We start from the raw sequence: 17,016 nt of genomic DNA, 5'->3' as shown, positions 1-17,016 counted from the left end.
ACCGCACCATCCACACCCTGTACCGGGAGGAACCCCGTCATGGCCAACCCCTTCGAAGACCCCGAGGGCCGCTACCTCGTCCTTGTCAACGACGAGGGGCAGCACTCCCTCTGGCCCACCTTCGCCGACGTCCCGGCGGGCTGGACGATCGCCCTGGCCGAGTCCGGCTACGACGAGAGCCTGGCCTGGATCACCGAGCACTGGACCGATCTGCGTCCGCGGTCGGTCGCCGAGGTGATGGACCGTGCCGCCTAGCCCCGAGGGGACCGGCCACGCCCGGCTGATGGCAGCGCTGTCGGCCGGGCGCGCCCGGTACCGGCTGCTGGAGCACCCGCCGGAGGGCCGCACCGACACGGCCAGCCGGCTGCGCGGCCACCCGCTGCACCAGGCCGCCAAGTCCCTGGTGATCCGGGTCGCCCTGGGCGGCAGGACGTCCCGGTACGTGCTCGCCGTCGTCCAGGGGGACCGCCGCGTCGACCTGGACGCCGTCCGGGACTGCGTCGGCGGCACCCGCGCCGGGATGGCCGACCGTGCCACCGCCGAGCGGCTGACCGGCTGCGTCAGCGGCTCCATCATCCCGTTCTCCTTCGACCCGGCGCTCACCCTGATCGCCGACCGGGACCTGCTGGAGCAGGAGGAGATCTACTTCAACGCCGCCCGCCTCGACCTGTCGGTGGCCCTGCCGGTGCCCGCCTACCGCGAGATCGCGGCACCCCTCAGCGCCCGGGTCGCCCTGCCGGCGGCCGAGGCGGCGCCCGCCGCCACCGCGGCCTGAACGAGAGAGGAGACACCCATGCCAGTCACCTTCGAGTCGAGAGCGACCCCCGGGCTGGAACCGGGCCCGGAACCCGGCCTGAACCCCGACCTGGAACCCGGTCTGGAGAGCGAAGCCGGTATCCCGGTCGTCCCGGTCGACCGGGAGAGCCGCGCCCAGGTGCACGCCGTGGCCGACCGCCTGTGCTCCGCCGCCGGCGGAGTGATCGACGATCCGCGCTGGGCCGCCGCCGCGAGCGACGCCTGGTCCGACCTCCCGGCCGGACTGCGCCGCGACCTGCTCCGGTTCCGCCGGGACAGCGGCCCCACCGGCACCCTGCTGGTGCGCGGCCTGCCGGTGGACGAGCAGGCGCTGCCGGGCACCCCGGCCGTGCCCGGCTCGGTGCAGCGCCAGGCCACCGTACCGGCCGGGACGCTGGTGATGATCGCCGCCGGGCTCGGCGACCCGGCGGCCTTCCGCCCGGAGAAGTCCGGCGCCCTGGTGCAGGACGTCGTCCCGGTCCCGGGCCAGGAGGAGTTCCAGGGCAACGCCGGATCGGTACGGCTCGGCTTCCACAACGAGAACGCCTTCCACCCGCACCGCCCCGACTTCGTGATGCTGCTCTGCCTGCGCAGCGACCACGAGGGCATCGCCGGGCTGCGCACCTCCTGCGTCCGGCAGGTGCTGCCGCTGCTGACCCCGGACGCCCGCACGGCGCTGTCCGCACCGGAGTTCGTGACCGCCCCGCCGCCCTCCTTCGGGGCCGGCAGCGGCGGCACCGAACCCCACGCGGTGCTGCACGGCGCACCGGACGACCCCGACCTGCGGGTGGACCTGGAGGCCACCCGGCCGCTCACCGGCCGCGCCGCCGACGCCCTGCTGGAACTCCAGCGGCTGTTCGACCTGACCGCGTCCACGGTCCTGCTCACCCCCGGCGACCTGGCCGTCGTGGACAACCGGGTGACCGTCCACGGCCGCACCGGCTTCCGGCCCCGCTACGACGGCCGCGACCGCTGGCTGCAGCGCAGCTTCGTCCTCGCGGACCTGCGCCGCTCCCGGCCGCACCGGACCGGCGACGGACACGTCCTCGACTGACCGACACCACCGGGGGAGCACACCCGTACATCCACCGGACCGACCAGGGGCCCGCGTCCGCGCGGGCCCCTCAGGAGGGAGCACGCCATGCGCCTTGTCGTGGCGGAGGGCAGCGCCGTGCTGCGCTCGGGTCTCGCGCAGGTACTCGACGGCCAGGGCCACCAGGTGGTCGCGGCCGTTCCGCATGCCCGGCAGCTGCCGGAGCTGGTCGCGGCGCACAGACCGGACGTGCTGCTGCTCAACGCGGTCCTCGCGCCGGCCCGCCCCGACGGGGGGCTGCGGGCCGCCCTGGCGGCGGTCCGGCTGGCCCCCGGCACGGGCGTGCTGATGTTCGCCGCGGCGCCCCGGATACGGGACGCCGCGGCGCTGTTCGCCGGGGCCGACAACGGCGCAGGCTACGTGCTCCAGGAGCGGGTGTCGGACACCGCCGAGCTGCTGGACTCGCTGGCCCGGGTCGCGGCCGGGCAGACCGTGCTGGACCCGAGCGTGGCCGGGGCCCTCGCCCCGGCCACGTCCCCGCGCGAGCGGCACGACACCCTCGGCGGGCTGACCCCGGCCGAGGCCGGGGTGCTCGGGCTGATGGCCCAGGGCTGCTCCAACCAGGCCATCGCCGAACAACTGCGGGTCTCCGAAGGCACGGTGGAGAAGCGGATCGCCACGGTCTACACCAAGCTGGGGATCGCCGCCGACGGCGGACGGCACAACCGGCGGGTGCTGGCGGTGCTGCGCTTCCTGGCCCAGCAGCAGCCGGCGCCGACGCCCTACCCGCACCAGCGGCAGCCGGAGCCGCGCCGCCGCCCCGGCCCGCCCACCGGACCGGTCCCGGTCCGGGTCGGCAGCCGGAGCTGCGGAAACCGATGAGCCGTCGCCCCGGAGGCCAGTGCGGCCTTCGGGGCGACGGCTCGGCCGTTCCCGCGCCGTCGGGGCGCGGAGGCGGGCGCGAAGACGGGGGTCAGCTGGGGATCTCGTCGGCCCTGGCCCCGATCAGCTTGCGGTCCACGCCCAGCTGCCAGTGGTTGATCCGCACCACCGCCCACGGCACCAGGAAGAACGCCAGCACGCCGGCCGAGAAGTGCAGCAGCACCGCGCCGAACGCGGTCGGGCCGCCCCAGGCCGGGTCCGGGTAGGGCGCCCAGCCCCAGATCGGGTAGCTGAGGTTGCGGATGGAGACGATCACCCATCCGGCCACCAGCAGGAACATCACCCCGGTCAGCACCAGGTTGAACAGGAAGAACAGCGCGCCGCGGCCGATCCTTCCGCGCCCGCGCCGACGGCCGATCTCCTCGCCGAGCACCAGCCGGGCCCGCAGCCGCTCGTAGCCGGGGCCGATCAGCGCCACCGCGACCACGACCACGATCAGCAGCAGCCCGTTGTGCGAGTTCTGCCCGCCCGGGCCGGGACGCAGGGCGAACTGGGTGCCCTCCAGCGCGGCGAAGCCGAGCGGCCCCAGCGCGGCGAACAACAGGTGCCGCCAGGTGGTCAGTTGGAACGGAGCCCGGAGCACCCCGCCTGCGCGGCGCAGGGGAGCGGACGAGCCCCGGGTCTCGGGAACAGGGAGGGGGTCATGACGGGGTCCTTTCGACGGGCACGGGCACGGGGTGGGGTAACGGTTCGGGGGTGGCGGCGGCGCCGGTCCGGGCCAGGGCCAGCAGCTCCAGCGCGATGCCGGTCCCGGGGCTGCCGAGGGCCTCCCGGTAGCGGGCCAGCAGCCGGTTCTCGCCGACCAGTTCGGAGGCCGGCAGCGAGCGGGCGCTGCGCAGCGCCCGCAACTGCCCGGCGGCCAGCCGGCGTTCCTGGAGCAGCGCGATGATGGCGTCGTCCAGCCGGTCGAGCTGCTGCTGCCGCTCGGGCACTCCCAGCGGTGGGGTTCCGGACATCGTCAGTCCTCCTCGGTCTCGGTCGGTCGGGCAAAGGTGCGGCGGCTCCGCAGCAGCGGGACGGTGATGCCGGAGGTGACCAGTGCCATGATCACCAGGACGGTCAGCCCGGTCGAGCCGATCAGGTGGAGCTGTCGGCCGATCCGGGCGACCACCAGATCGGTGACGCCCCGGCAGTTCACCAGCGGGCCGTGGTGCAGGGCGCCCGGGCCGAACCGGGCCGGGCGCCGGTGGCCCACGGTCAGCAGCTTCCCGGCGGCCGCGCCACCGCAGACCGCGAGGGCGATGCCGGCCCGGGCCCGCACGGGCAGCGCGACGAGGGCGAGCCCGAGGACGAGGACGACCGCACAGCCGGGTCGATACCCGTCCGCGCCCAGGGGCATTCCCGGCGCCGCCGCTGCCAGGGCCGGCAGCCCGAGCAGCACGCCCGGACCGGTGCGGCCCGGACGCGGCCGGCGGAGTTCCGGGCGGCGGAAATAGCGCCCGCCCTTTCCCCGGTTCTCGCAGCGGATTCCGCCGTGACGGCCGAAGAAATACGGGACAGTGCTGAACGCTGCTCCACCGGCGCCCCTGCGGTCACCGAAAGCTGCCTGGGGGTCGGCGGCACGCGTCCACCCCGCAGTGCCACCGTCGACAAGCACGACTGACTGGATCACGCTGCGTCTCCTGGCGCCGGGAAGCGGCCACGGGGAACCGGCCGGTGCCATCACGGTAGTCGGCGGCCTTTTTCTTTCGTTATCGGTCCGCCGGACCCGGCCCGGACCAGGAAGGACGCCGCTCGGCGGGCGGTGCCGATCTCGGCGGAGCAGCATCGTCCGTTTCGAGAGCGCTCTCGGATACCCGCGTTCCGTTCGGAGCCGACTGATCCGTTTTCTCGGATATCGGCCGCCCGGTCACCCGAAGCGAAAACGATAAGCGTTCGAAGTCGGGTCTTCCTAATGTCTTCCTCGTACCAACCGAGCCGAACAAAAAAGGACGATTTCGCATGGACGCCGCAATTGCCGCCACATCCCGCCGCCGCATCGCCGCCACACTCGGCACGGCCACCCTGCTGCTGACGCTCTGCACTGTCCTCGGCGGCGGCACCGGCCACGGCCCGGACGTCCGGCACCGCGCAGCCGACCCGGTCGCCGCCACCGCCACCCCGACGCCGGGCAGCGGCAGCGCCCAGCCCAATGACGAGGACTGGGGCTGACCCCCGCCGCAGCCCCGGGCGCCGGTCGGTCAGGACGGGTCCGGGCAGGAGAGACTGGGCGCGGACAGCGGCGCGCCGCCGCCGCAGCCGAGGTCCGGGACGGCGTCCGGGCCCGCGTCCGGGCCCGCGTCCGGTGCGGCGCCCTTGGCGGCGGACACCGGGGTGGTGTAGCCGGCGATGTAGTAGCCGTCCGCGGTGTCGACCGTGGTCGGCTCGGAGCCCACCGACCGCTGCGCGGCCGGGACGGTGATCGCCACCACCTTGGAGCGCACCGCGTAGGTGGCCATGGAGACGTCGTTCACCGACGGGCCGTCCCAGTCGCCGTTGGCGGTCACCACCGAGCCGTCCGGGTTCACCGCCGTCACGATCGCCACATGGTCGATCCGGCCGGAGTCCTCGGTGCTGCCGAACTCGACCGCGTCGCCCGGCTTCGGCTGGTAGCCGGTGCCGGTGTGCTGGGTGCCGTTGGCCTCGCCGTAGGAGATGAAGGTCGCCGCCTCCGGCGACAGTCCGTCGGTGGACAGGCCGGAGTGCTGCCAGACCCACTGCACGAAGTCCGCGCACCAGTACTCGGGGCCGCCGGTGTAGCCGCCGGCGCAGCTGGTCTCGAACTGGCTGCCGCCGAGGCTGTTGCGGGTCGGCGGCAGCGCGCAGGTGCCGGCGCCACGGCCCAGGTTGGCGACGGCCAGCGCGGCGGCGGCCCCGCCGGTGCCCGTGGCGGCGCCGGCGCCGGGCGTGTCGGCGGCCGGGCCGGTGAACGCCAGCACCCCGGACGCGGCCAGGGCCGCCCCCGCGCCGTACCAGCGGCGTGCGGAAGTCGTGAGCTTCATGGTCCCTCCTCCTGTCCGGGTGACGCGTACGAAGGCTAGGAGAGAGGTTCGGGCGACCGTTCCCCATCGCTCGGCCTGTCGCCCGGTCAGACCCGAACGGCCGCACCGGAAGGCGCGCCGACGGGGCGCGCCCACCGGGCGCGGTTACAGGGCGGCGGGGTCGGTGCTGAGGGCGAGCGTGCCCTGGGGGCCGCCGCACAGCAGCAGGCCCTCCGGGGTCAGCGCCAGCGCGTCGACGTCCTGGAGCAGCGGGATCGCGGCGAAGCGGCCCTCGGCGAGCCGCCACAGGTGCAGCCGCCGGTCGGACCAGGCGACGGCCAGCACCGGCCCCGCCGCCGTGCGGGCCGCGGCCAGGGCGGTCGGCAGGGCGCCGCGCTGCTCGACCGGGTCCGGCATGGACCGGCGGGTGGCGGAGTTCCACAGCCGGACCGATCCGTCCGCCCGGCCGGTGACGACCAGGCACAGGCCGTCCCGGGCGTCGGGCAGCACCAGGCAGGCGATGGCGGTGATCGGCGCCTGGTACGGACTGTGGCCCCGGACCGTGGCGGGCGGGGCCGCCGCGTGCAGCAGGTGGAACCAGCCCCGGGCGTCGGCGACGGCCACGCTGCCCGAGTCGGCGGCCACCGCGGTGACCGCCGCCGCCGTACCGGCCAGGACGGCGGCGTTGTGCTGCTGGACGAACGGGCGGAGCCCGGCCGCCGCCGGGGCCGCCGCCGCGCCGCCGGGACCGGCCGGGGGAGTGCGCAGCAGTTGCAGGTGGCCGACGGCGTCGACGGTGAGCAGCTGGCCCGCGCCCGCCGAGGCGATGCGCGCGGGCCGCTGGCGCGGGTCGGTGGCCAGGCGGGCGACGAGCGAGCCGTCCGCCGGGTCGTGGGCGTGCAGCCGTCCGGCCGGGTCGGCGACCAGCAGGCCGTTCCCGGTCAATGCCAGCCCGGCGGTGCGCAGACCGGGCCGGGACCACGCGGCGGTCCACAGGTGCTGCTCGGCCAGCGGCCGCAGGTACCGCGCCAGCCGTGGATCGGCGGTCAGGGCGGCGGCGTGCAGCACGGCGGCGCGCTCGGAGTCGGACATGCCGCCCTCGCCGAGCGCCGGTCCGGCGGCGGCCCAGACGGTGCGCAGCCGGGGCGGCACGGCGATCCTGCGGTCGGCGAGGGCCGCGGTGACGGCGACGGCCGAGCCGAGGGCGAGGTAGCCGGGGTCGGCCAGCAGCCCCGGCGCGGTGCCGTCGCGCACCGCCTGGTCCAGGGCGGTCTCGCGGGCGGCGGCCGAGGCCCACCGCCAGTCCCCGCCCGGACCGGGCGCGTCGGCGCCGGAGGCCGCCGCCGGGTCGGCGGGCGCGTCGCCCCCGGTCGGCAGGGCGAGCACCAGCGGATCGGCCACCGGCAGCAGTTCGGCCCGGTCGACCTCGACCGCCGCGCGCACGCCGGGCAGGGCCAGCAGCGGCTGCAGCAGCTCGGTGACGACGGCGGCGGGCGCGGCCGACGGCAGGTCGGCCGGGCCCCGCCCGGCCAGGTGCAGATCGGCGACGACCAGCCGCAGCGGCCGGTCGTCGGTCCGCAGCCGCTCCAGCAGCGCGCCGGGATCGAGGGGGCCGTAGCCGAGTTGGCGTCCGAGCTCCCAGGACAGCGTCTGCGCGGTGTGCCCCCGGGCGGGCGCCGCGGCGTGCACGGTGGGGACCGGCTGCCGGGTGGAGTCGGTCAGCAGCCAGGCCAGCAACCGGCTCTTGCCGGTGCCGCGTCCGCCGGTGACCAGGCAGACCCGGGGGCAGGCCGGGTCGTCGCGGGAGGCCCAGTCCAGCAGGGCCGGGGCGAGCAGCGCCGCCGGGCCGTCGAGCGGCGGACGGTCGCCGGTCTGTGCCTGTGTCACGTCGCCCCTCCGGCCTGCCGGACCGCCGTGGCGCGGAGCCGGTCCATCCCCTCGGCGCGGGACGCGGCGGTCGCGCCGTAACGGAAGCTGTGGGTGCGCCGCGCCCGGGGAAAGAGCGCGGCCAGCCACAGCGAGCAGTAGTGGCCCGGCAGGAAGCAGGCCTCCAACTCGGTGTGCACGCCGGTGACCTGGGCCGCGGTGATCCCGGCGCTGTGCAGCGAGGCCCACAGCCGCTCCTCGGGGTGCAGCCCGATCGTCCCGGTGGCGGTGTGGACCGTCTTCTCGCCGTCCTCGCCGGTGATCTCGAACGCGGCGGCGTTGTCGGCGCCCGCGGTGTCCCGCAGATCGTCCAGGACCAGCGGCCACCAGCTCTCCCGGTCCGCGAAGGCCGCCGGATCGGCCTGCTGGAGCCGGAGTCGGAAGCCGTCGAAGGCGGCCCGGGCCTGCGCCGGACTGTCGGTCGCGCCCAGGGCGTCGAGCAGCGAGTCCAGGCCCAGCAGGGCGGCGGCGAAGGCCTCCGGGCTGGAGCTGACGAACCGCAGCGGCTCGCGGTAGCCGAGGTGCAGGGCGTGGACCCGCCCCTGGGGGTCGGCGACGATCTCGTACGCGCGGTCGTGGCCGAGCCGGGACCAGGCCAGCTGCTCGGCGGCGGCCAGCGGTTTGGCGGCGGCCAGTGCGTAGCCGCGCAGCGCGGCAGACGCGCCGGGCGCGGTGCGGAAGTACGGCCCGACCTGCAACGGCAGGGTCAGCGCGGCGATCCGGGCGAGTGCCGCGGCCTCCGGCGCCGCCGGATCGGCCGCCGCCGGGGCCTGGGCGAAGCGTCGCACCCCCGCCTCGCCGAAGCGGGCGGCCAGGGCGGCGTCGAGCGCGGCGCGGTCCTGCCCGTTCACTCCCCGGACGTCCTTGCGCGCGCCGGGGCAGGGAGCAGGGCCGGGGCTATGAGCGGGGCCGGGGACGGGGCCGGGTCGGCGGCGGGAGGGACCGACTCCACCGGAGCCCGGTCGGCTGTCGGGGGCATGCGGTGCATCCTATCGGCTCCGGTGCGCAGGTCCGACGGCCGCCGGGCGCCCCGGGGTTCACTCCCCGTCAGGGGTCAGCGCGTCCAGGTAGGCGCGCACCGCCGGGTTGCCGCCGCCGCGCGCGGCCCCAGCGGCGGCCCCGTGTGCGGCCTGCGTCAGGAAGCCGCTGAGCCAGGCGGCGCGGTTGGCGCTGTCCGTGCCCGGCAGCCGCTCGGCCGGGAGCCGGGCCGGGCCGCCGGGCACCCCCTGCTGCAGGAACGGGACGCCCAGGGCGCGTTCGGCCTGCGCCGGGTAGCGGTCGCGGGCCACCAGGGCGAAGCCGTCCGGGTCGTCCGGGAAGTCCGGGCCGTCCGGACCGGCCGACTGCTGCCGGGCGAGCCGGGCGGCGGCGGCCAGCGCGGTGCCGCCGACCCGTACCTCGGCCGACTCCACCTGCGGGCGCGGCTCGCCCGGCCCGATCACCGGCAGCTCGTACCGGTCGTCCTCGGCCATCCCCGCTCCCTGACGCGTCGGCGTGCATTGTCTGCGGCCAGCCTAGCCGGGCGGGCGGGGCGCGGTGAGGGGCGGTCAGTCCACGGCCACCAGGACCGTCGCCGCCCGGCGGGGGTCAGGACGAGGGGTGCAGGGCGGCGCGCAGGGTCTCGCCGGCCAGGGCGGTGGCCGTCCTGGAGGCGTGGGTTCCGCTGAGCGCGTTGAGCATCACGAAATCGTGGATCGTGGCCTGGAACCGCACCGCGGTGACCGGCACCCCGGCCTGGCGCAGCTTGTTGGCGTACGCCTCGCCCTCGTCGCGCAGCACGTCCGCCTCGCCGGTGATCACCAGCGCCGGCGGCAGGCCGGACAGCTGCTCGGTGGTGGCGCGCAGCGGGGAGGCGGTGATCTGGGCGCGCTCGGTCTCGTCGGTGGTGTACTGGTCCCAGAACCACTGCATGCCGTCGCGGCGCAGGAAGTAGCCCTCGGCGAACTGGTGGTACGAGCCGGTGTCGAAGCCGGCGTCGGTCACCGGGTAGAACAGCACCTGCTGCACTAGGGCGACGTCGCCGCGCTCCTTGGCCATCAGGGTGAGCGCGGCGGCCATGTTGCCGCCGACCGAGTCACCGGCCACGGCGATCCGGGCGGCGTCCAGCCGGTGCGCCGTGCCCTCGGTGACGACCCAGCGGGCGACGGCGTAGTTCTGCTCGATGGCGACCGGGTAGCGGGCCTCGGGGGAGAGGGCGTACTCGGGGAAGACCACCGCCGCGCCCGCCCGCACCGCCAGCTCCCGGACCAGCCGGTCATGGGTGTGGGCGTTGCCGAAGACCCAGCCCGCGCCGTGGATGTAGAGCACCACCGGCAGCGGGCCGGTCGCGCCCTTGGGCCGGACCAGGCGGGTGCGCACCGAGCCGGTGGGGCCGCCCTGGACGGTGATCCACTCCTCGTCCGTCTCGGGCTTGGCGATGTCGCCGGACTGCACCTCGTCGACGGTCTTGCGGCCCTCCTCCGGACCGAGGTCGAACAGGTAGGGCGGCTTGGCGGTGGCGGCGGCGAACTCGGCCGCGGCGGTCTCCAGCACGGGGGCGGTGGGAGTGTAGTCCTCGGGCATGGGTCATCTCCTCGGGACGTTCGGTGCCGCGTCCGTTCGTCCACGACATATCCCGATTCTAGGTTCCCGAAATGGCATCCGCGCGGGCGCAGTTGTGCTCCGCGTGCCCTGCGGCGCCCAGCGGTGTCAGCGGCGGGCGGCCGTCCGGGCGGCGACGTTGGCGGTGAGCCGGCGCAGCGTGGCCCGGGTGCGCTGGAACTCCTCGTCGTCCAGGCCCATGGCGTCGCCGATCTCGGTGGGGACGGCCCGGGCGCGGGCGCGCAGGGCCGCGCCCTCCTCGGTCAGCACGATCCGGACGGTGCGCTCGTCGTCCGCGCGGCGTTCGCGGCGCAGCAGCCCGGCCGCCTCCAGCCGCTTGAGCAGCGGGGTGAGCGTGCCGTAGTCGAGCTGCAGGCTGGCGCCCAGCTCCTTGACCGAGATCTCGTCCTGGTCCCACAGCACCAGCAGCACCAGGTACTGCGGGTAGGTCAGACCCAGCTCCTCCAGCAGCGGACGGTACAGCGCGGTGACCGCGCGGGAGGCGGCGTACAGGGCGAAGCACATCTGGTCGTCCAGCAGGAGGGACTCCTCCGGGCCTGCTGGCTCCCACGTGGGGCTGGTCATCGCGCTCCGTTCGGCGCCGGGCGGCGCGGTTGCGCGGCGGTTGCGGTCGGAAGCAGCCTAGCTCTCCGTGGCCAAGATATCCACGGGGGCACTTAACGCGTGCACGAGGAAACGCGGGGGGGCTTCGCGTACGCCCTATGGCGGCCCGCCGGAGCCGTGGCCTATAGTCCGGCGCCATGCTGAGCGTACTGGCCGTGGACGACGAGCCCCCGGCGCTGGAGGAACTGCTGTTCCTGCTGCGCGGGGATCCGAGGGTGGAGCGGGCCGAGGGCGTCGGCGACGCCACCGAGGCGCTGCGCCGGATCGGCCGGGCGCTGGAGCCGGACGCGGACCCGGCCACCCGACTGGACGTGCTCTTCCTCGACATCAGCCTGCCCGGGCTGAGCGGGCTGGACCTGGCCAGGCTGCTGGCGGGCTTCAGCAAGCCGCCCGCCGTCGTCTTCGTCACCGCCCACGAGGGCTTCGCGGTGCACGCCTTCGACCTGAAGGCCGTCGACTACGTGCTCAAGCCGGTGCGCCGGGACCGGCTCGCCGAGGCCGTGCGCCGGGTCACCGAGCTCATCGAGAGCGCGGCCCCGGCCGGTGCGCCGGAGCCCGACCCGTGGCAGCGCCCGGCCGGGTCGGCCGCCGCCTCCGGGCCGGGCGCGCAGGCCGCGGACCCGGTGATCACGGTCGAGTTGGGCGGGGTCACCCGCTTCATCACCCTCGGGCAGGTCCGCTTCGCCGAGGCGCAGGGCGACTACGCCCGGCTGCACACCGCCGAGGGCAGCCATCTGGTGCGCATCCCGCTGTCGGCGCTGGAGGAGCGCTGGGGCCCGCACGGATTCGTCCGGATCCACCGCCGCTACCTGGTCGCCCTGCACTGCATCGACGAACTGCAGACCAACGCCGGCGCCCTGATGGTCCGGGTCAGCGGGCAGCTGCTGCCGGTCAGCCGGCGCAACGCCAGGGAACTACGGGAACTGGTGGTGCGCAGGGCCCACGACAGCGGCCATCTGGACTAGACCTCCGCCCCGTCGGACCGTTCATCGACGGGCACGCGCCGTACGGCGCAGCGGGCCTGCCGCCCGGCGACCGCGCCGCCGCCGCCCCGCCCGCGCGGCGGCGCGGGACCTACGCTGGTCGTCGGTCCCGCTGGACGAGGGGATGCCGAGCCGTTCGAGGACCCCACGGGTGGAGGCCGGGTTGTCCGAGCTCGATGAGCTGCTGTTGGAAGTGTCGCGGCTGTCCGACGTCGCGCCGTCCACGCCCAGTGAGCTCGTCGCCCACCTGGCCAGGCTCAAGAAGGTGGCGGCCCGCTGGGCCGACCTGCTGCTGTCGGTGGCCGAGGTGAGCAGCTCCCTGGGCGAGGCCCGGACGGCGGCGGCGGTGGAGATCGCCTTCCAGCGGGCCGAGCAGTCCTTCGTGGAGCTGGAGATCGCCCACAGCACCTACCAGTCCCGCCGCTCCCGCTGACCGGGCTGCTGACGCCGGCCGGGCTGCTGACCTGCTGTCCGGATGCGCCGATCCTGCAAGGAACTGTGCGGGGACTGCACACTTATCAACAAAGAAAGCATAGTTGATGACCGCGAGTTGAATTCTCCGTACACTCGTTCCCCTGGGCCTGTCAGGATGCCGGGGGTGCGTGAGTGACGGCAGAGTCGCCGGAGGGTGTCGACCGGACCCGGCTGATCATGCGCGCCCAGCTGCGGTCCGCGCTCAAGGCCGGGGCCGTGATAGCCGTCCTCTTCGGATCGCTACCCCTGCTCTTCGCCCTCGCCCCCGGGCTCAGCGGCTGCAAGGTCGACGGCGTCGGCCTGGCCTGGATCCTGCTCGGCGTCCTCGCCTACCCCGTGCTGTGGGCCGTCGGCCGCTGGTACGTCGCCATGGCCGAGGCCGCCGAACGCCGCCCGCGGCCCGGCGGGGCGTGACCGTGGCACCCTCCGCCCCCGCCCGGAGCCGCCGGTGACCGGCGCCTACGGCATCGCCGCCGTCGTGCTGGTGGTCCTGGCGACCGTCCTCATCGGAGCCCTCGGACTGCGCATCTCCCGCACCACGTCCGACTTCTACGTGGCCTCGCGCTCGGTGCGGCCCCGGCTCAACGGCGCGGCCATCAGCGGCGAGTACCTCTCCGCCGCCTCTTTCCTCGGCATCGCCGGGCTGCTGATGCTGCACGGCGCCGGCATGCTCTGGTACCCGATCGGCTACACCGCCGGCTACGTGCTGCTGCTGCTCTTCGTGGCCGCGCCGCTGCGCCGCTCCGGCGCGTACACCCTGCCCGACTTCGCCCACCTGCGCCTGGGCACCGTGCTGGTCCGCCGGATCGCCGCCGTCTTCGTGGTCGGCATCGGCTGGCTCTACCTGATGCCGCAGCTCCAGGGCGCCGGACTGACCCTGCAGACCGCGACCGGCGCCCCCGACTGGGTCGGCGGGGTGCTCGTCTCGGTGGTGGTGGTCGCCAACGTCGCCGCCGGCGGCATGCGCAGCATCACCTTCGTCCAGGCGTTCCAGTACTGGCTCAAGCTCACCGCGATGCTGGTGCCGCTGGTGTTCCTGCTGCTGGTCTGGCACTCGGACGGCGCGCCCGGCGTCACCGACCGGCCCGCGCGGCTGCAACGGCCCGCCGTGGTGCGGATCGACCAGCGCATCCGGGTGGTCAGCGCCGCCCCGGTGGCGGTCACCGCCACCGGCGGCGTCGACGGCCGGGAGTACCACGGCACCCGGCTCACCCTGACCCGCGGCGACCACACCTTCGACGCCGGCGCGCGGATCGGCTTCCCCGCCCACGCGCAGGTCCCCACCGCCGTCGGCGCGGTCGCGCCCAGCGCCCTGCAGTGGTCCAGCCCGCTGGTCAACGGCGTCGGCTCGCACCCGCTGTACGACACCTACGGGCTGATCCTGGCCACCTTCCTCGGCGCCATGGGCCTGCCGCACGTGGTGGTCCGCTTCTACACCAGCCCGGACGGCCGGGCCGCGCGCCGCACCACCCTGGTGGTGCTCGCCCTGCTCGGCGCCTTCTACCTGCTGCAACCCCTGTACGGGCTGCTGGCCCGGATCTACGCCCCCGACCTGGCGCTGACCGGCGACACCGACTCGGCCGTCCTGGTGCTGCCGGAGCGCCTGGTCGGCGGCCCGGCCGGGCTGGCGCTCGGGGCGCTGCTGGTGGGCGGGGCCTGCGCGGCCTTCCTGTCCACCTCGTCCGGGCTGGCCGTCTCGCTGGCCGGGGTGCTCTCCCAGGACGTGCTGCCGTCGGTCGGGGTCCGCTCCTTCCGCTGGGCCACCGTGCCCGCCGTGGCCGTGCCCATGCTGCTCACCCTGGCCGGCGCGCACCTGCCGGTCGCCGCCGTGGTCGGGCTGGCCTTCGCGGTCGCCGCCTCCTCCTTCTTCCCGCTGCTGGTGCTGGGCATCTGGTGGCGCGGACTGACACCGCCCGGCGCGGTGCTCGGACTGCTGGCGGGCGGCGGCGGGGCGCTCGCCGCCGTCAGCGTCACCATGATCGGCTGGTTCCCCACCGGCTGGCCCAACGCCCTGCTGGCCTGGCCCGCGGTGTGGAGCGTGCCGGTCGGCTTCGTCGTCATGGTGGTCGCCTCGCTGGCCACCGCCGACCGCATCCCCGGCGGCACCGACGAGATCATGGCCCGGCTGCACCTGCCCGGGCCCGACGAACGCGGCGGCGCGGTCCGGACGGAGGAGGCCAGATGACCGCACTCGAGCTGTCCGCGCAGATCCTGGGCGCGCTGCTGTGCGCGGCGGCCGGGGCCGCCGGGCACTGGGCGTTCGCCCGCCGCCGTCACCGGGGCACCGAGGAGCGCCTCGGCACCCGCGTCGAGCAGGCCACCTTCGACACGCTGCACCGGGCGTCCCTGGCCGCGCCGCCGCTGCGCGCCGGGCTCACCCCGGAGACCGCCCGCAAAGCCGCCCGGCGGCTGCGCTCGCTGCTCGGCACCCCCGTGCTCTGCCTGACCAGCGCCGACGACGTGCTGGCCTGGGACGGCAGCGCCGAACACCACCGCGCCTCGGTGATGGCGCTGGCCGCCGCCACCCTCAAGGACGGCCGGCCGCGCGCCGTCTCCGCCCCCTGCGACCAGCCCGGCTGCGCCGTCCAGCGGGCGGTGGTGGCCCCGCTGACGGTCGACAGCAAGGTCCTCGGCTGCCTGGTGGCCCTCGGCCCGCAGGAGACCCCGATGCTGCTGCGCGCCACCGGCGAGGTGGCTCGCTGGGTGTCGGTGCAGCTGGAGCTGGCGGAGCTGGAACGGGCCCGCTCCCGGCTGATCGAGGCCGAGATCCGCACCCTGCGCGCGCAGATCTCGCCGCACTTCATCTTCAACTCCCTGGCCGCGATCGCCTCCTTCGTCCGCACCGACCCGCAGCGCGCCCGGGACCTGCTGCTGGAGTTCGCCGACTTCACCCGCTACTCGTTCCGCAGGCACGGCGACTTCACCACGCTCGCCGACGAGTTGGGCTCCATCGACCAGTACCTCAACCTGGTCCGGGCCCGCTTCGGCGAGCGGCTGCAGGTCACGCTGCGGGTCGCCCCCGAGGTGCTGCCGGTGGCGCTGCCGTTCCTGTGCCTGCAACCGCTGGTGGAGAACGCCGTCAAACACGGCATCGAGGGACGCCCCGGGCGCAGCCGGATCACCATCACGGCCGACGACGACGGCGCGGAGGCCCGCGTGGTGATCCGCGACGACGGCGTCGGCATGGACCCGGAGCGGCTGCGTGCCGTGCTGAGCGGCGAGGGCGGGCCCAGCACCGGCATCGGCCTGGGCAACGTGGACGAGCGGCTGCGCCAGGTCTACGGGCCCGACCACGGCCTGGTGATCGAGACGGCGGCCGGGGCCGGCATGAGGATCACCGTACGGCTGCCCAAGTTCCACCCCGGGGTGCACGCCGACGGCCCCGACCGGCAGCGCTGAGCCGGGCCTCAACTCTCCTGCTGCGATCGGGACATGCCCCGGGAGACCAGGGCGGTCAGGTCGAAGTACGCGGCCCGGGTCCGAGGCCGCAGCCGGGCCAGGTCGAACTCCGCGCCCGCGGCCAGCTGTTCGTCGAACGGCACCACGACCACCCCGGCGCAGCGCGTCTCGAAGTGCCGGACCAGCTCCTCGGTGCGCACCAGCCGCCCCGACTCGCGCACCCCGGAGACCACCGTCACACTGCGGCCCACCAGGTCGGCGTAGCCGTTGGCGGCCAGCCAGTCCATGGTGGTGCTGGCGCTGATGGCGCCGTCCACGCTGGGCGTGGTCGCCACCACCAGCTGGTCGGCGAGGTCCAGCACGCCGCGCATGGCGCTGTAGAGCAGGCCGGTGCCGGAGTCGGTCAGCACCACCGGGTACTGGCTGCTCAGCAGGTCCATCACCCGGCGGTAGTCCTGGTCGCTGAAGGTCGCGGTGACCGCCGGGTCGACGTCGTTGGCGAGGATCTCCAGTCCGCTCGGGCCCTGCGAGGTGAACGGCCGGATGTCCATGTAGCTGTGCAGCCGGGGGACGGCCGTCAGCAGGTCGCGGATGGTCGAGTCGGTCTCCTGCCGGACCCGGCGGCCCAGCGTCCCCGCGTCCGGGTTGGCGTCGACGGCGATGACCCGGTCGGCCCGCTCGGCCGCCAGCGTGGAGCCGATGCCGAGCGCGGTCGAGGTCTTGCCCACACCGCCCTTGAGGCTGATCACCGCGATCCGGTAGCAGCTGCGCAGCGGCGTGCGGATCGCCCGCAGCTGCTCCGCGCGCCGGTCGCCGCGGTCCGCGGAGCGGCGCAGCCGGGGGCGAACGAGCGGCGCCCGGCCCCGGTGCGCAGCAGCCGCGCCGAGGTCAGCTCGACCGACGCGGCATAGCCCAGCGGCGTCCCGGCGGGCTCGGACCCGGCGGCGGGGTCCGGCTCGGTCTGCGGTCCGGGCCCGGACTCCGCGAGGGCGTCCGGGCCGGGGTCCGGCGCCGGCTCCGGGCCGGGCGCGCGGCCCGGGCCCAGCCGGGCGCCGAGCAGGTCGACCGACTCGCCCCACCCGGTGGGGCTGCCGATCGGCGGCGGCGGGTCCTCGCCCGACCAGGCGTCAGGGAAGGACTCCGCCTCGCCCGGCCGCGCGGTACGGGTGTCGATGCGCTGGATCAGCGCCAGACCGTGGCCCTCGTGCTGCATCGCTGCCTCCTGCCCCTGTCGCGGTTCGGCCCGCCCCCGCAGGTGCGGACCGCGGCCGGGCGGCGCCCGCGCGCGTGGGCGCCGGCC

Annotated in this window: 21 protein-coding genes; 10 read left to right on the top strand and 11 right to left on the bottom strand. The window is 75.6% G+C overall.

Annotation, left to right across the window (positions count from 1 at the left end):
• The first annotated feature begins 39 nt into the window (after positions 1-39).
• From GXW83_RS22005 to GXW83_RS21990, 4 genes are all read left to right on the top strand, one after another.
• Complete coding sequence (locus GXW83_RS22005; RefSeq protein WP_182444761.1) at positions 40-255, top strand: MbtH family protein; 216 nt, start codon at positions 40-42, stop codon at positions 253-255.
• Complete coding sequence (locus GXW83_RS22000; RefSeq protein ID WP_370466749.1) at positions 245-775, top strand: YbaK/EbsC family protein; 531 nt, start codon at positions 245-247, stop codon at positions 773-775. Before GXW83_RS22005 ends, GXW83_RS22000 begins: the two co-directional genes overlap by 11 nt.
• A gap of 18 nt (positions 776-793) precedes the next feature.
• Complete coding sequence (locus GXW83_RS21995; RefSeq protein ID WP_182444759.1) at positions 794-1,849, top strand: TauD/TfdA family dioxygenase; 1,056 nt, start codon at positions 794-796, stop codon at positions 1,847-1,849.
• Between the two features lie 87 nt (positions 1,850-1,936).
• Positions 1,937-2,710 carry a response regulator transcription factor gene (locus tag GXW83_RS21990; protein WP_182444757.1) on the top strand — a complete coding sequence of 258 codons (774 nt, stop codon included), beginning with the start codon at positions 1,937-1,939 and terminating at the stop codon, positions 2,708-2,710.
• Positions 2,711-2,801: 91 nt separating this feature from the next.
• On the opposite strand, the gene GXW83_RS21985 is transcribed toward GXW83_RS21990, so the two are convergent.
• Genes GXW83_RS21985 through GXW83_RS21975 form a run of 3 tightly spaced genes read right to left on the bottom strand, consistent with a single transcriptional unit; the run spans position 2,802 to position 4,151 of the window.
• Positions 2,802-3,353, bottom strand: coding sequence for a hypothetical protein (locus GXW83_RS21985; protein WP_182444756.1), 552 nt, complete (start codon positions 3,351-3,353; stop codon positions 2,802-2,804).
• 58 nt (positions 3,354-3,411) lie between these two features.
• Positions 3,412-3,726 carry a chorismate mutase gene (locus GXW83_RS21980; protein ID WP_182444754.1) on the bottom strand — a complete coding sequence of 105 codons (315 nt, stop codon included), beginning with the start codon at positions 3,724-3,726 and terminating at the stop codon, positions 3,412-3,414.
• Between the two features lie 2 nt (positions 3,727-3,728).
• Entirely contained in the window at positions 3,729-4,151 is a 423-nt protein-coding gene (locus tag GXW83_RS21975; protein WP_182444753.1) for a hypothetical protein, read from the bottom strand.
• A gap of 560 nt (positions 4,152-4,711) precedes the next feature.
• Between GXW83_RS21975 and GXW83_RS21970 the strand changes: the two genes are divergently transcribed.
• Entirely contained in the window at positions 4,712-4,921 is a 210-nt protein-coding gene (locus tag GXW83_RS21970) for a hypothetical protein (protein ID WP_182444751.1), read from the top strand.
• 29 nt (positions 4,922-4,950) lie between these two features.
• Here the strand turns inward: GXW83_RS21970 and GXW83_RS21965 are convergent, their stop codons facing one another.
• The 6 genes from GXW83_RS21965 to GXW83_RS21940 form a co-directional block, all read right to left on the bottom strand.
• A complete protein-coding gene (locus tag GXW83_RS21965) occupies positions 4,951-5,751 on the bottom strand; it encodes a CHAP domain-containing protein (RefSeq protein ID WP_182444749.1) in 801 nt (266 codons plus the stop codon).
• A 144-nt stretch (positions 5,752-5,895) separates the two neighbouring features.
• A complete protein-coding gene (locus GXW83_RS21960; RefSeq protein WP_182444747.1) occupies positions 5,896-7,617 on the bottom strand; it encodes a hypothetical protein in 1,722 nt (573 codons plus the stop codon).
• The gene (locus tag GXW83_RS21955; RefSeq protein ID WP_182444746.1) at positions 7,614-8,507 is read right to left on the bottom strand and encodes a nucleic acid/nucleotide deaminase domain-containing protein; all 894 of its coding nucleotides are present in this window, start codon (positions 8,505-8,507) and stop codon (positions 7,614-7,616) included. Before GXW83_RS21955 ends, GXW83_RS21960 begins: the two co-directional genes overlap by 4 nt.
• Positions 8,508-8,693: 186 nt before the next feature.
• Complete coding sequence (locus GXW83_RS21950) at positions 8,694-9,128, bottom strand: hypothetical protein (protein ID WP_182444744.1); 435 nt, start codon at positions 9,126-9,128, stop codon at positions 8,694-8,696.
• A 115-nt stretch (positions 9,129-9,243) separates the two neighbouring features.
• A complete protein-coding gene (locus GXW83_RS21945; protein WP_182444742.1) occupies positions 9,244-10,218 on the bottom strand; it encodes an alpha/beta hydrolase in 975 nt (324 codons plus the stop codon).
• A gap of 126 nt (positions 10,219-10,344) precedes the next feature.
• On the bottom strand, positions 10,345-10,821 hold the full coding sequence (locus GXW83_RS21940; protein WP_182444740.1) for a MarR family winged helix-turn-helix transcriptional regulator: 477 nt from the start codon (positions 10,819-10,821) through the stop codon (positions 10,345-10,347).
• A gap of 176 nt (positions 10,822-10,997) precedes the next feature.
• Here GXW83_RS21940 and GXW83_RS21935 point away from each other — a divergent pair, with 176 nt between their 5' ends.
• From GXW83_RS21935 to GXW83_RS21915, 5 genes are all read left to right on the top strand, one after another.
• Positions 10,998-11,825 (top strand): LytTR family DNA-binding domain-containing protein, encoded by an 828-nt coding sequence (locus GXW83_RS21935; RefSeq protein WP_182444738.1) that lies wholly within the window; start codon positions 10,998-11,000, stop codon positions 11,823-11,825.
• 181 nt (positions 11,826-12,006) lie between these two features.
• Positions 12,007-12,276, top strand: a complete 270-nt coding sequence (locus GXW83_RS21930) for a hypothetical protein (protein WP_182444736.1) — start codon at positions 12,007-12,009, stop codon at positions 12,274-12,276.
• A gap of 173 nt (positions 12,277-12,449) precedes the next feature.
• Positions 12,450-12,731: a hypothetical protein gene (locus GXW83_RS21925; protein ID WP_182444735.1), complete on the top strand. Its 282-nt coding sequence runs from the start codon at positions 12,450-12,452 to the stop codon at positions 12,729-12,731.
• A 34-nt stretch (positions 12,732-12,765) separates the two neighbouring features.
• Positions 12,766-14,502, top strand: coding sequence for a cation acetate symporter (locus tag GXW83_RS21920; protein ID WP_182444733.1), 1,737 nt, complete (start codon positions 12,766-12,768; stop codon positions 14,500-14,502).
• Entirely contained in the window at positions 14,499-15,716 is a 1,218-nt protein-coding gene (locus GXW83_RS21915; RefSeq protein ID WP_182444731.1) for a sensor histidine kinase, read from the top strand. Before GXW83_RS21920 ends, GXW83_RS21915 begins: the two co-directional genes overlap by 4 nt.
• Before the next feature lie 8 nt (positions 15,717-15,724).
• Here GXW83_RS21915 and GXW83_RS34335 read toward each other — a convergent pair whose 3' ends face one another.
• Both GXW83_RS34335 and GXW83_RS34330 read right to left on the bottom strand, forming a co-directional pair.
• The gene (locus tag GXW83_RS34335) at positions 15,725-16,465 is read right to left on the bottom strand and encodes a MinD/ParA family protein (protein ID WP_225447166.1); all 741 of its coding nucleotides are present in this window, start codon (positions 16,463-16,465) and stop codon (positions 15,725-15,727) included.
• Positions 16,462-16,929 carry a hypothetical protein gene (locus GXW83_RS34330; RefSeq protein ID WP_225447165.1) on the bottom strand — a complete coding sequence of 156 codons (468 nt, stop codon included), beginning with the start codon at positions 16,927-16,929 and terminating at the stop codon, positions 16,462-16,464. The genes GXW83_RS34335 and GXW83_RS34330 overlap by 4 nt, the downstream gene beginning before the upstream one ends.
• Positions 16,930-17,016: the final 87 nt, after the last annotated feature.

The sequence above is a fragment of the Streptacidiphilus sp. PB12-B1b genome (genome assembly GCF_014084125.1).
Taxonomy (GTDB): Bacteria; Actinomycetota; Actinomycetes; order Streptomycetales; family Streptomycetaceae; genus Streptacidiphilus.
Note: the sequence above shows the minus strand (reverse complement) of the source record. Positions and strands in the feature narration are given on the sequence as shown.